We start from the raw sequence: 12,543 nt of genomic DNA, 5'->3' as shown, positions 1-12,543 counted from the left end.
CAACCGGCCGACCCCAACCGGCCGACCCCAACCGGCCGACCCCAACCGGCCGACCCCAACCGGCCGACCCCAACCGGCCGACCCCAACCGGCCGACCCCAACCGGCCGACCGTCTGGCTGACCGCTCCCGCCGACCACCCCCGGCTGACCGTCCGCCACCAGCCCTCCCCTTCCCGGCGCCGAGACGGCAGGTCGTGGGACGGCGATCCCGGCGCCGCCGTACGGCGGGAACCCGGTGTGCGCGGGCGCCCGGTGAAACGGTCCTCGCGAAGGCGCGCTCCGCGCGGAAGGCGCACGGGCTGTTCTCATGCGGGGGACACCCCCGCACCCCCGGCCTGCCAGGCTCCTGGTGCTCCACCGCGATGGTTCCGTTGGGCCGGTGTCCCGCCGTACGGCGGCGCCGTATTCGCCGTACCCCGTCCCGCCGCCGCGGCGCCGGTGATGCGACCCCGACGGGCGAACGGCCCCGGACGGGCGACACGCCCCTGGACAGGCGACACGACCCCGACGGGCGACACGACCCCGACGGGCGACACCGCCCCGGACAGGCGACACCGCCCCGGACAGGCGACACGCGACCCCAGACAGGCGACACGACCCCAGACAGGCGACACGACCCCAGACAGGCGACACGACCCCAGACAGGCGACACGACCCCAGACAGGCGACACGACCCCAGACAGGCGACACGACACCGACGGGCTCCGTATGGTGGCGGCGCCGTGCGGCGGGGAATCCGCCGTGGGTCACCGGCTCAGGGAAAAGTGACGTCATGGGATAGGCGAACGACTAACCCGTCCGGCTGGGGTGGTGGATCCACCTGTCGTCGTTCCCGCCATGTCGACCATCGCCACCCGATTCGCGGGACACCCCTCAGCGCACGTAGGCGCCACCCGCGGGCGTCGCGGTGGACAGCTTCACCGCACGTCGACGCCGCCCGGCCGTGGCCGGCGGTCGATGTGTGCGGTCGGCGGGTGCCGGGGGGACCGGGCGGGGCAACGGGGTGGCGTCAGCGGTCGCCCAGGGTTTCCGCGGTGGCTTCGCCCCAGTTGCGGGCCAGGAGGGTCAGGCGGGGGAGGGCGTCGGGCGGGGCGGTGCCGGAGCCCTGGGCGAGGCCGAGGAGGTAGGCCGTCAAGGGGGCGGCGGGGCGGGCCACGCCGTGGGCCACGTCTCTGGTGAGGTCCAGGACGGCGTCACGGTCGACGGTCTCGGGATCAAGGCCCAGTTCCTTGCAGACCAGCGCGGTCCACTCGGCCAGCACGTTCATCGCGTTCCTCCGTGGGTGTCGTCCGGCGGACGGGGCGTGGCCCTGGTCTCGGCGGCGGCCAGGTCTTCGGCGGTGTCGCAATCGAACCACGGCGCGCGGCCGTCTTCGCCGACCGGCAGGCCGAGACACACCGGAAGGAGCGGGCCGAGCAGCCCGCGGAGCGAACGCCCCTCGTACACGCCCAGCGCGGCCCGCAGCGTCTCGGTCCGCCACACCCCGGCGAGCCACTGCTCCCGCCCGTCCTGATCCACGAGAACGGCACCGCCCGCGGGAGCCGCGGCGGCGAGCAGGCGACCGACGTGGTCCGCCCGCAGGAACGGCAGATCGGCGGCGAGCAGCGCCACCCAGGGCGCCGTGACGGCCTCCAGCCCCGCCCGCAGCGCGGGTACCGGACCGCCGCCCGGCGGGCTCTCCTGGACGAACACGGCCCCGGCCAGGCCGTCCCGGGCGGGACCCACCACCACGATCCGGCCGGCATCCGCCACGGCCCCGGCCACGCGCTCCACCAACGCCCGGCCGCCGACCCTGGCGCCGGGCTTGTCGGCCCCGCCGAGCCTGCGCGCCGCGCCCCCGGCCAGCACCACGGCGTCGTACGGAGGCGCGCCGTCGGGAGCGGGAGGCATCGCGGGACCCTCTCAGCCGCCGATCGCCGACATCGGGCGGGACGGCTGCAGGAAGGCCGGGTCGTCGATGCCGTGGCCGGCGCGCTTCCCGCGGACCGCGGCCGTCCAGCGTTCGGCGATCTCGTCGTCGGACGCGCCACCGCGCAGCGCGCCCCGCAGGTCGGACTCCTCGGTCGCGAACAGGCAGTTGCGGACCTGGCCGTCGGCGGTGAGCCGGACCCGGTCGCAGGCACCGCAGAACGGGCGGGTGACCGACCCGATCACCCCGACCCGCGCCGGGCCGCCGTCCACCAGGAAGATCTCGGCGGGCGCGCTGCCCCGCTCCCCCGGGTCGTCCGGCGTGAGCGAGAACTCCCGGGTCAGCATGTCCAGGATCTCCCCGGCGGTGACCATCTCCTCGCGCCGCCACCCGTGCTGGGCGTCCAGCGGCATCTGCTCGATGAACCGCAGTTCGTAGCCCCGCTCCAGGCAGAAGCGCAACAGGCCCGCCGCCTCGTGCTCGTTGACCCCGCGCATCAGCACGGTGTTGACCTTGACCGGTCGCAGCCGCGCCTCGTCGGCCGCCGCCAGCCCCGCCAGCACGTCCTGCAGCCGGTCCCGGTGCGCCAGGCGGGTGAAGGTGTCGCGGTCGAGCGTGTCCAGGGAGATGTTGACCCGGTCGAGCCCGGCCTCGGCCAGCGGCCCCGCGAGCCTGGCCAGCCCGATGCCGTTGGAGGTGATGGACAGCCGCGGCCGGGGACGCAGCGCGGCGGTCCGCGCGACGATGCCGGTCAGTTCCCGCCGCAGCAGCGGCTCACCCCCGGTGTAGCGCACCTCGTCGATGCCGAGCCGCTCCACCCCGATCGTGACCAGGCGGCAGATCTCGTCGGCGGTCAGCAGCTCGGGCTTCGGCAGCCAGTCGAGCCCTTCCGGCGGCATGCAGTAAGAGCACCGCAGGTTGCACCGATCGGTCAGCGATACCCGCAGATCCGTTGCCACACGCCCAAAGGAGTCGACTAGCACCAAGAACCCTCCTCTTCCCCCATAAGCCCCCGGCCGACCCGACAACCGCCCAACCCCCACCCTATGATCCGCCCTCACCCACTCCAGACCATCGAGCCGCCCACACCGGACATCCTTCACCCTCAACCCGCCCGCCCCCCGGCCGATTCCCCGCCGGCGGAGCCTCGCGACGGGGACGCGCGCGGGAGGGGCGCTAACCGGCGCGGGTTAACGCGGAACCCGAGTTTCTTTACGGCAATATGGATATTCGGCTATTTCTACCGTTCATATTGTATATAGCGTCGCCGGGTGTTTTGCCCTAACATGAGGCCGTGGCCGTGATTAACGAACGCATCCGGCGAATTCGTGCACGACGTACGTTTTCCCGAAGCGTCCCGCGACAGACCCCCTATCAGGACCGCACCGGCGCCGACGAGCCCCTGACCACGGAAAAGGAGCGGCCGCCGCTGCCGGTGAGCGTGATGTCGGAGTCCGCGTTCACGGTACGCGGCCACGGCGTGCACAGCGTTTTCGAGGAAAGCGTACGGGCCGTCGATCACATGCCGGATTTCACACGTGTTTCCGGTATGCGCGCCTACCGCCGCGACGTGATTCTCCACGTTCACACGATGGGCCCGTTCGCCGTGGCGCGGATGCTCGCCCACCGCGGCCCGAAACTGATCAGCGCGCACGTCACCCCCGAGACGCTCGCGGGGAGCATCCGGGGGAGCCACCTGGTGCACGGTCTGGTGCGCCGGTACATGCGCGCCGTCTTCGACATGGCCGACCTGGTGCTGTCGGTGAGCAAGGCGACGACGGCGGAGCTGGAGGAGCTCGGGGTGCGCGGCCCGATCCTCCCGATGAGCAACGCGATCGACGAGCGGCGCATCCAGCCGCTGCTGGACCGGCGCGCCGAGCTGCGGCAGGGGTACGGCTGGGACGACCGTCCCGTGGTGCTCGGCGTCGGGCAGATCCAGCCGCGCAAGGGGGTGGAGGAGTTCGTGGCGTGCGCCAGGAGCCTGCCCCACCTGCGGTTCGTCTGGGTGGGCGGCATGCAGTTCGGCATGCTCTCCGACGCCCGCGAGGACCTGACCCGGCTGCGCGCCGAGGCGCCGTCCAACGTCACCTTCACCGGCCTGGTGCCGCGCGAGGAGGTCTTCGCGTACTGCGCCGCGGCCGACGTGTTCTTCCTGCCGTCCAAGCACGAGACGTTCGGCCTGGCCACCCTGGAGGCCGCCACCGCGGCACTGCCGCTGGTCCTCACCGACCTGCCCTGCTACCAGGAGTGGCTCAAGGACGCCTACCTGCACGCGGGCACCGTCCCGGAGTACGTCACCGTGCTGCGCGGCCTGGAGGACCCCTCCGCCCGGTCCCGCTGGGGCGCCCTCGCCTCCCGGACGGCGGTCCGCTACGACTCCCGCATGCTCGCCGACGGCCTCCGCGAGGCCTACCTCCTGGCCGCCGCCCGGCATCGTCCCTGACCACCGCCGGTCCTCGGCGCGAACAGTCCGCGGTGACCGAATCGGCGAATTACGGTATCCGTTAAACGCGCGGGATCACTGTCCGCATTGATTGCGCGACCCCGCGCAATTCCCGTGATCACCTCGGGTTGGGCGAGGTATGTCCCCACCACCGATGGGCAAAACACAGGTGTCCCCACTCCCAGCGAAGCGGGAACCCTATGACCCGAATTGCCGCTGTGCACGGTGCGCTGCCCCCCAACCGCTATCCCCAGTCCGAGATCACCGAGGCCTTCGCACGGATCTGCCTCCCCCCCGACGCCGACCGGCGGCTGCTGCGCCGCCTGCACGCGGCGGCGCGGGTCGAGCACAGGAACCTGGCCCTGCCGCTGGAGGAGTACGGCAAGCTCGACGGCTTCGGCTCCGCGAACGCCGTGTTCGTCGAGACGGCGATCGAACTCGGCGCCGAGGCGGTGAGCGGCGCGCTGGAGGCAGCCGGGCTGACGGCGGAGGACGTGGACATGATCATGTTCACCTCGGTGACCGGCATCGCGGCCCCCTCCATCGACGCGCGGCTGGCCGGGCGCCTCGGGCTGCGGCCGGACGTCAAGCGCGTGCCCGTCTTCGGGCTCGGCTGCGTGGCGGGCGCCGCGGGCATCGCCCGGCTGCACGACTACCTGCGGGGCTGGCCCGGCCACGTGGCCGTCCTGCTGTCGGTCGAGCTGTGCTCCCTCACCCTGCAGCGCGCCGACGCCACGCCGGTCAACTTCGTGGCGAGCGCCCTGTTCGGCGACGGCGCCGCCGCCGTCGTCGCCTGCGGCCCCGACCGTCCCCTGCCCGGCCGCGGCGATCCGGCGGAGCCGGCCCGGCAGGAGAACAGTGTGACGGTGGTGGCCACGCGGGGGCATCTGTATCCCGGCACCGAGGCGGTCATGGGCTGGGACGTCACCGACAAGGGGTTCCGGGTGGTGCTCGACACGAGCGTGCCGGACGTGGTGCGCGCCCACCTCGCCGACGACGTGCACGGCTTCCTCGGCGACCACGGCCTGACCACCGCCGACGTGACGGCGTGGGTGTGCCACCCGGGCGGGCCAAAGGTCCTGGACGCGGTCGCGGAGACCCTGCGGCTGCCCCCCGGCGCGCTGGACGTCACGTGGCGGTCGCTGGCCGACATCGGCAACCTGTCGTCGTCCTCGGTGCTGCACGTCCTGCGCGACACCCTGGAGCTACGCCCGCCGCCCGGCACCCCCGGGGTGCTCATGGCCCTCGGGCCGGGGTTCTGCTCCGAACTCGTCCTGCTGCGCTGGTGACGGCGTACCCGGGCCCGCTGATCGCCGGGGCCGTATCGTTCGGAGACATGTCCCTCTGGTACGTGCTGCTGGTCCTGCTCGTCGGCGTGGAGCGCCTCGCCGAACTCGTGGTCGCCAAGCGCAACGCCCGCTGGAGCCTCGCCAGGGGCGGCCGGGTGTACGGCGCGGGCCACTATCCGTGGATGGTCGCGCTGCACACCGGGCTGCTCGCCGGGTGCCTGGCGGAGGTCGCCCTGGCCGGGCGGCCGTTCGTCCCCGCGCTCGGCTGGCCGATGCTCGCCCTGGTCGTGGCCGCGCAAGGGCTGCGCTGGTGGTGCATCACCGCGCTCGGGCCGCAGTGGAACACCCAGGTGATCGTGGTGCCGGGGCTGCCGCTGGTGACGCGCGGGCCGTACCGCCTGCGGTGGCTGCGGCACCCCAACTACGTGGCGGTCGCGGTGGAGGGCGCGGCGCTGCCGCTGGTCCACTCGGCGTGGGTCACCGCGGTGGCCTTCACCGCGCTGAACGCCGTCCTGATGGTGGTGCGGATCCGCTGCGAGGAGCGGGCCCTCGGCGACCCGCTCGGCACCGGCCGGGCGCCCGCGTGATCGACGTCCTGGTGGCCGGGGGCGGCCCGGCCGGCCTGGCCACCGCCGTCAACGCCGCCCTCGCCGGGATGCGCGCCGTGGTCGTCGAGCCGCGGCCCACCCCGGTCGACAAGGCGTGCGGCGAGGGCCTGATGCCCTCGGGCGTCGAAGCCCTGCGGGCCCTCGGCGTCCGGCCCGCCGGACACCCCCTGCGCGGCATCCGCTACCTCGACGCCCGCGGCCACGCCGACGCCCCCTTCCGGGAGGGCCCCGGCCTCGGCGTCCGCCGCACCTGCCTGCACGAGGCCCTGGCCGGCCGCGCCGCCGCCCTCGGCGTCACGGTCGTCCGGGGCAAGGTGACCGCCGTCCGGCAGGACTCCGGCGGCGTCCGGGCGGAGGTCCGCCGGACCGGCGCGAAGGACACCGGCGAGTCCCCGCCCGGGGCCGAGGACCACACGGACGGCGGCGAGACGATCCGGGCGCGCTGGCTGGTGGCCGCCGACGGGCTGCACTCCCCCCTGCGGGACGCGCTGGGCCTCGGGCTGCCGGACGGCGCGGCGCCGCGCCGGTACGGCCTGCGGCGGCACTACGAGGTCGCCCCGTGGACGGACTTCGTCGAGGTGCACTGGGCCGCGCGCGCCGAGGCGTACGTGACGCCGGTGTCGGACGGCCTGGTCGGCGTGGCCGTGCTCGGCTGCGAACGGCGGGGCTACGACGAGCACCTGCGCGCGTTCCCCGCGCTGCTCGACCGCCTGACCGGCCCGGCGGTGACCCCGGTGCGCGGCGCCGGGCCGATGCGCCAGCGCGTCCGTTCCCGCGTCCGCGGCCGTGTGCTGCTCGTCGGCGACGCGGCGGGCTACCTGGACGCCCTCACCGGCGAGGGCGTCTCCCTGGCGCTGCTGTCCGCGCGGGCCCTGGTGGAGTCCCTGCGCGCCGGCCGTCCCGACACCTACGAACGCGCCTGGCTCCGCCTGTCCCGCGCCCACCGCCTGCTCACCGGGGCCCTGCTGACGACCCGCCGGCACCCCGCCCCGGCCCGGCTGATCGTCCCCGCCGCCCGGACGCTGCCGCGTGTGTTCGGCGCCGCCGTCAACACCCTCGCCTGACGGTCAGCGGGATTCGTAGCGTTCGCGGCGGACCGTGGGCTTCTTGCCCTTGATGGTGCTGTGGCGCAGCGCCGCGATCACGTCGTCGGTGGCGTGGTCGGGGACCTCCACCAGGGAGAAGCGGTCGGCGATCTCGATGGCGCCGATGTCGCGCCCGCTCAGGCGGGACTCGTTGGCGATGGCGCCGACCAGATCCTGCGGGCGGATGCCGGAGCTGCGGCCCGCGCCGACGAAGATGCGGGTCATGCCGCGGCCGGGGGTGCGCTGGCGGCGGTCGTCGCGGGCGGCGTCGCGGCGGGGACGGCCCTCGCGCTCGGCGGCGCGCACGGGGACGTCGGGGATCTCCTCCTCGTCGGCGGCGCCGCCACCGGCCTCGTGGGCCAGCTTGACGGCCGCCATCGCGATCTCCATGACGTCGAACTCGTCGGCGAGCGTGTCGACCACGACCCGGAAGTGCTCCAGGTTGTCCTCCAGGATGCTCTCCTCCAGTGCGGCGCGGGTCAGCTCCAGCCGCCTGGCCCGCAGGTCGGCCACCGTGGGGACCTTCTCGACGGCGATGCGGTTCTTGGTGACCCGCTCGATCGTCTTGAGCATGCGATGCTCGCGCGGCTCGGCCAGCGTGATGGCCACGCCCTCGCGCCCGGCCCGGCCCACCCGGCCGACGCGGTGCACGTACGACTCCGGCGCCGAGGGGACGTTGTAGTTGACCACGTGGGTCAGGTGCTCGATGTCCAGCCCGCGCGCCGCCACGTCGGTCGCCACCAGCAGGTCCGCCGTGCCGTTGCGCAGCCGGGCCATCACGCGGTCGCGCTGCTCCTGGCCCATGCCGCCGTGCAGGGCCTCGGCGCGGTAGCCGCGGCCGTTCATGGTCTCGGTGAGGCTGTCGACCTCCTCGCGGGTGCGGCAGAACACGATGGTCGCCTCGGGCGCCTCCACGTCCAGCACCCGGCCGAGCGCGGCGGGCTTGTGCGCCCGGGGCACGACGTAGGCGCTTTGGCGGATCAGCGGCCCCTCCCCCGGCGCGGTGGGCTCGCGCTCGATCTGCACCCGCTCGGGCTCACGCAGGTGGCTGCGGGCGATGGCGTCGATGCGGGGCGGCAGGGTGGCGGAGAACAGCACGGTCTGCCGCTCGCGCGGGGTCTCCTGGAGGATGGCCTCGATGTCGTCGGCGAACCCCATGTCGAGCATCTCGTCGGCCTCGTCCAGGACCACGATCTCCAGGGAGTCCAGCCGCAGGGTCTTGCGCCCGATGTGGTCCAGCGCCCGCCCCGGGGTGGCCACGACGACGTCCACGCCCCGCTGGAGCTCGCGCAGCTGCCGCCCGATCGGCTGCCCGCCGTAGATCGGCAGCACCCGGGTCCCGAGCTCGCGCCCGTACCGGTGCACGGCCTCCGACACCTGCACCGCCAGCTCCCGCGTGGGCACCAGCACCAGCGCCATCGGCTCCTCCCTGGACCCCCCCGCACGCATCCGCTGAAGGATCGGCAACGCGAACGCCGCCGTCTTCCCGGTCCCGGTCGCCGCCTGCCCCAGCAGGTCCCGTCCCCCGAGCAGCAGCGGTATCGCCTCCCGCTGGATGGGCGTCGGCTCCTCGTACCCGAGATCGGTGAGCGCCCGCAGCAGTTCGGGCCGCAGCCCGAGATCGGCGAAACTCGTCACGTCTTCTTCGATGGCATCGGGGGTCATGATCGGGCTCCTAGTTCCAGACGGACGCGCACAAGGTGGTTCGTCCCACCCCATGCTCCACTGCACCGGCATGCTCAACGTCCGCCGGGAGGCCGTCACCGGCGCTCTCAACCCGGCCCGGGATCGTACCTTCAGCGTACGAGGACCACCCCCGCACCACACGGACCGGCCCACCATGCCTACTGAACAGGTAAGCCTACTTCAGCCCACCCCGAGCCCGATCCGCTCCGACCGCGCGGCGGGCACGCCGGACGCCGCCGTCGCCGGACGAAACCCCGGCTGAGAGGTGAGGAACCCCGTGTCACGACAGGCCGAGGCCCGCGTTCAAATGCCGCATCGACTCTTCGAGGAGACCGATCTCGAACCGCTGGGGATCGTCGTGCTCAGGCCGGTAACGGGCCATCAGCTCGTGCGCGGCGGCAAACCACCGCTCGAGGGCCGGAAGCTGGTCCTCGGCGGCCCGTCCGCGCTCGATCGCGTGCCGGACCAGCACCGCGAATTCCCGCGCCATGAGGTCGGGCTTCGGCCGCTGGGGGTTCACCCAGTCGTCGGCGATCACCGGGCGCAGCCTCGCGCCGGTGTCGTTCCAGTGGAGCAGCAGCGCGAGATCCGCGGTGAAGCCGTCCGGGAGCGCGGAGGGCCACAGTTCCCGCGGGGCCGCCCGCTGGCCGGACCAGGGCGTGGAACCGGCCTTGGGCAGCAGTTCGGGGAACAGCCTCCCCGCCAGCGGGGCGAAGAAGCCGTGCAGCCACAGCTGCGGGTAGACCGGGCGCCAGTACAGATCGGCGATGGTGGCGTCGGCGGTCCCGTGCAGCAGGGGCGCGACGAGCAGGGCCACCAGAGGCGGATCACCGTAGTAGAGGAGGTCGCCGTCGACCAGGCAGATGATCTTCCCGGTGGCGGCCTCGACCCCGGCGATGACGGCGTTGCCCTTGCCCAGCGGCGATTCGACGACCCGGGCACCCGCCCGCGCCGCCACATGGGCCGTGTCGTCCGTGCACCCGCTCGCGCTGACGATCACCTCGCCCTCGACGCCGAGGACGCGGAGTCCGGCGTACGCGGCCGTCACGACCTCGGCCACGGTCTGCTCCTCGTCGTGCGCGGGGACGACGACGGAGACAGGGCCGCCCCGGGCGGCGAGGGTGCGTTCCGGGGTCAGTTCGAGCCCGAGCGCCGGGTCGATATCGCCGCGGCTCATGTGGGAATGCCCGCCCACAGCGGGTTGCGGTCGCTGTGCGGGCCGACGATGTTCTCTTCGTGCGGGTCCAGCGGGATCAGCCCTTCGGCGTTCCAGGCGGAGATGACGTCGGCGGGCGGTGCGGTGCCGACCCACAGCCCGTCCTGCACCTCGATCGTACGAGGTTGCCCCGCGCGCGACAGGATGACCAGCCGCACGCGGTACTCGGCCCTGTGCGGGAGGCGGGTCCCCGCGCTGCCCTCGGCCCCGACGAGCGCCAGATGGCGCCGTACGCGGGTCAGCCAGCGGTCGTGCTCGTCGTGGGAACGGCCGTACCGGGAGGGGGACTCCCCGAGGTCGCTCGGCAGGTCGTAGAGCAGCAGGCGGTGGAAGCGGTAGCCGGGCTCCTGGCGCAGCGCCACACGAAACAGCGCCAGGTCGAGGTCGTCGCGGATCACGGCCCAGGGGCCCGGCTCGACCCAGTGACCGCCGAGCTGAACGGCCCAGACCTCGGCTCCGGGACCCACGGCGTCGATGCCCTGACGCCAGGCTTCGGCGTCCATCACACGTCCAGCAGTTCGTCGAGGAGGTCGATCAGCTCGCCCTGCTGGCGCCGCCGCGAGCCGAGGACCTGCTCCGCGTCCTTGTGCCATCTGAGCACCACAGGCTCTCCATCCCCCTTGTCGGTGAAGACGAACCGGGCGTGCTGGAGGGCTCCGGCGAGAAGAGGGCCGGGCAGGCGGGAGAGCAGCGTGTGCGCCGACCGCCGACGGTTCGCCGTCAGCCGCAGGACGGCGGCAAGCGTGACACTGGCGGGCCGCGCGGCCAGCGGTGGCATCGGAAGCTGGTTCGGCGAGGAGTACCCGGCGAACGCGTCCAAGGCGTAGTTGGTCAGGCTCGGGCGGGTGCGGGCGTTGGTCAGCGCCTCCGTCATCCAGTCCAGAGCCGCCTCGTCGTCACGCAGGCAGTCGTAGGTCGCGAACATCGTGATCTGGCTCCGCAGGTAGCGGGGATCCACGGAGTAGTTGGGATCGTCGTCCCTGCCTTCCGGGGGCACGTACCGCCGGTCGCGCAGGCCCGCGATCACCAGGGAGGCCAGTTCCAGGCTCACCGCCCCGAGGTCGCCGCACCCCGCCAGGAGCGGGGCGGATCCCGGATGACGCTGCAGGTCCCGGCCGACGCGCTTCTCGATCTCGCTGAATATGCAGTCGCCGTTCCAGTAGTTGCCGTAGAACTTCTCCCCGGTGAGGATCTCGCACAGGATGTACAGCCCGCTGCCGACGTGACTGGCGCCGAACTCGCACATCGCGGTCAGCCACAGCAGTGCGGCGGCGGGGTCGCTGAAGCCGTACGGCCAGGGGTCCTTGGGGGTCCTGAAGAACCCCGGCGGGTCGGGATCGACGTACTGCACGATCCTCAGCCGTCCCTCGGCGACGGCGTTGACGATCTGCCTGGCCCCGGCGTCCTCGGCGTTGCGCTGGAGCCGGGCGTGGGCGCACTGCTGAAGCCATCCGATCACCCGGCAGATCTGCCCCAGGGTGACCGCGGCGGCGACCTCGTCCCTCTTGTCCTCCCGCTTGGGGAAGGTGAGCGCGCTCAGCTGCCAGCTAGAGCGCAGCGCCCCCTCAAGGAGGGGAGGGATCGCCGCCCGGGCCACGTCGCCGTTGAGGCTCTCGAACAGCACCGACCGGCCGAGGCGCTCAAGCAGGTGGGTGAGCAGCGCGAGCCGCCAGCGGGCCTGGCCCGCCGTCACGTCGTGCGGCCACCCCTGCACGACCTCGGCCGCGCGGTTGGCCAGCTCGGCCACGTCCTGCCGGTCGATCGACGACTCGATCTCGCTGAGCAGGTCGGTGAGATGGCCCTCTCCGGTGATCGCCGGCCGCCCGTCACCGGCCGCCGCCCGGTGGAGCCGGCGCGTGGTGAGCCGGGTGAGGACCGATTCCCGGCCGGAGGCCGTGCGGAAGCGCAGGAGCAGCAGCAGGGTGTCCATGCCGAGGGCGAGTTGCAGCACGCTGTACACGGCGCCGAGGGTGGTGAGCGCCGCGCCCGCGAAGATGTCGCCGACGGCCGCCAGCAGGATGCCCGCGATGGCGACCAGCAGCCACGAGGTCAGGCCGATGGCACGCACGAGATCGTTGAAGGACGGCCACCGCGTCTGTGTGGACGTCGTCACGGCGAACACGATGGTCAGGGCGGTGAGCAGGGCGGCGAAGAGCCCGAGCCCCACCTGCCAGACCACCCCCGCCTTGGCGGGGTTCATGAGCAGGCCTTCGGCCCACAGCACCGCGCAGGCGCCACTGGCGACGATCACCGAACCCGCGCGGACGATCGGACGCCAGATCACGAGATCGCACCATACTTCACCTT

The 12,543-nt window shown here is 73.3% G+C and carries 12 protein-coding genes; 5 read left to right on the top strand and 7 right to left on the bottom strand.

The genetic code is table 11. The features are described 5' to 3' along the window. Positions 1-1,009: 1,009 nt before the first annotated feature. The 3 genes from ACFP1K_RS35525 to moaA are packed head-to-tail and all read right to left on the bottom strand — an operon-like array spanning position 1,010 to position 2,892. Positions 1,010-1,267, bottom strand: coding sequence for a DUF6457 domain-containing protein (locus ACFP1K_RS35525; protein ID WP_380761806.1), 258 nt, complete (start codon positions 1,265-1,267; stop codon positions 1,010-1,012). Continuing rightward, positions 1,264-1,890 (bottom strand): molybdenum cofactor guanylyltransferase, encoded by a 627-nt coding sequence (gene mobA, locus ACFP1K_RS35520; RefSeq protein ID WP_380761804.1) that lies wholly within the window; start codon positions 1,888-1,890, stop codon positions 1,264-1,266. The genes ACFP1K_RS35525 and mobA overlap by 4 nt, the downstream gene beginning before the upstream one ends. A 12-nt stretch (positions 1,891-1,902) precedes the next feature. After that, entirely contained in the window at positions 1,903-2,892 is a 990-nt protein-coding gene (gene moaA / locus ACFP1K_RS35515) for a GTP 3',8-cyclase MoaA (RefSeq protein ID WP_380761802.1), read from the bottom strand. Between the two features lie 461 nt (positions 2,893-3,353). Between moaA and ACFP1K_RS35510 the strand changes: the two genes are divergently transcribed. The 4 genes from ACFP1K_RS35510 to ACFP1K_RS35495 all read left to right on the top strand — a co-directional run bounded on the left by ACFP1K_RS35510 (position 3,354) and on the right by ACFP1K_RS35495 (position 7,313). Then, positions 3,354-4,352 carry a glycosyltransferase gene (locus ACFP1K_RS35510; RefSeq protein WP_380761800.1) on the top strand — a complete coding sequence of 333 codons (999 nt, stop codon included), beginning with the start codon at positions 3,354-3,356 and terminating at the stop codon, positions 4,350-4,352. 200 nt (positions 4,353-4,552) lie between these two features. Then, positions 4,553-5,641, top strand: coding sequence for a type III polyketide synthase (locus tag ACFP1K_RS35505; RefSeq protein ID WP_380761797.1), 1,089 nt, complete (start codon positions 4,553-4,555; stop codon positions 5,639-5,641). Positions 5,642-5,688: 47 nt separating this feature from the next. Continuing rightward, the gene (locus tag ACFP1K_RS35500) at positions 5,689-6,228 is read left to right on the top strand and encodes an isoprenylcysteine carboxyl methyltransferase family protein (protein ID WP_380761795.1); all 540 of its coding nucleotides are present in this window, start codon (positions 5,689-5,691) and stop codon (positions 6,226-6,228) included. Next, positions 6,225-7,313, top strand: coding sequence for an NAD(P)/FAD-dependent oxidoreductase (locus tag ACFP1K_RS35495; RefSeq protein ID WP_380761793.1), 1,089 nt, complete (start codon positions 6,225-6,227; stop codon positions 7,311-7,313). Before ACFP1K_RS35500 ends, ACFP1K_RS35495 begins: the two co-directional genes overlap by 4 nt. A gap of 3 nt (positions 7,314-7,316) precedes the next feature. On the opposite strand, the gene ACFP1K_RS35490 is transcribed toward ACFP1K_RS35495, so the two are convergent. Beyond that, positions 7,317-8,999 carry a DEAD/DEAH box helicase gene (locus ACFP1K_RS35490; RefSeq protein WP_380761791.1) on the bottom strand — a complete coding sequence of 561 codons (1,683 nt, stop codon included), beginning with the start codon at positions 8,997-8,999 and terminating at the stop codon, positions 7,317-7,319. Between the two features lie 52 nt (positions 9,000-9,051). Between ACFP1K_RS35490 and ACFP1K_RS35485 the strand changes: the two genes are divergently transcribed. Further along, complete coding sequence (locus tag ACFP1K_RS35485; RefSeq protein WP_380761789.1) at positions 9,052-9,282, top strand: hypothetical protein; 231 nt, start codon at positions 9,052-9,054, stop codon at positions 9,280-9,282. 18 nt (positions 9,283-9,300) lie between these two features. Here the strand turns inward: ACFP1K_RS35485 and ACFP1K_RS35480 are convergent, their stop codons facing one another. From ACFP1K_RS35480 to ACFP1K_RS35470, 3 genes are read right to left on the bottom strand one after another with little or no spacing between them, the layout of a single operon-like run. After that, the gene (locus ACFP1K_RS35480) at positions 9,301-10,197 is read right to left on the bottom strand and encodes a glycosyltransferase (protein ID WP_380761787.1); all 897 of its coding nucleotides are present in this window, start codon (positions 10,195-10,197) and stop codon (positions 9,301-9,303) included. Then, positions 10,194-10,739, bottom strand: a complete 546-nt coding sequence (locus ACFP1K_RS35475; RefSeq protein WP_380761785.1) for a hypothetical protein — start codon at positions 10,737-10,739, stop codon at positions 10,194-10,196. Before ACFP1K_RS35475 ends, ACFP1K_RS35480 begins: the two co-directional genes overlap by 4 nt. Continuing rightward, entirely contained in the window at positions 10,739-12,520 is a 1,782-nt protein-coding gene (locus ACFP1K_RS35470; protein ID WP_380761783.1) for a hypothetical protein, read from the bottom strand. Before ACFP1K_RS35470 ends, ACFP1K_RS35475 begins: the two co-directional genes overlap by 1 nt. Positions 12,521-12,543 lie beyond the last annotated feature (23 nt).

Origin of the sequence: Sphaerisporangium aureirubrum (genome assembly GCF_042658925.1) — a bacterium.
Lineage (GTDB): Bacteria > Actinomycetota > Actinomycetes > Streptosporangiales > Streptosporangiaceae > Sphaerisporangium > Sphaerisporangium aureirubrum.
Note: the sequence above shows the minus strand (reverse complement) of the source record. Positions and strands in the feature narration are given on the sequence as shown.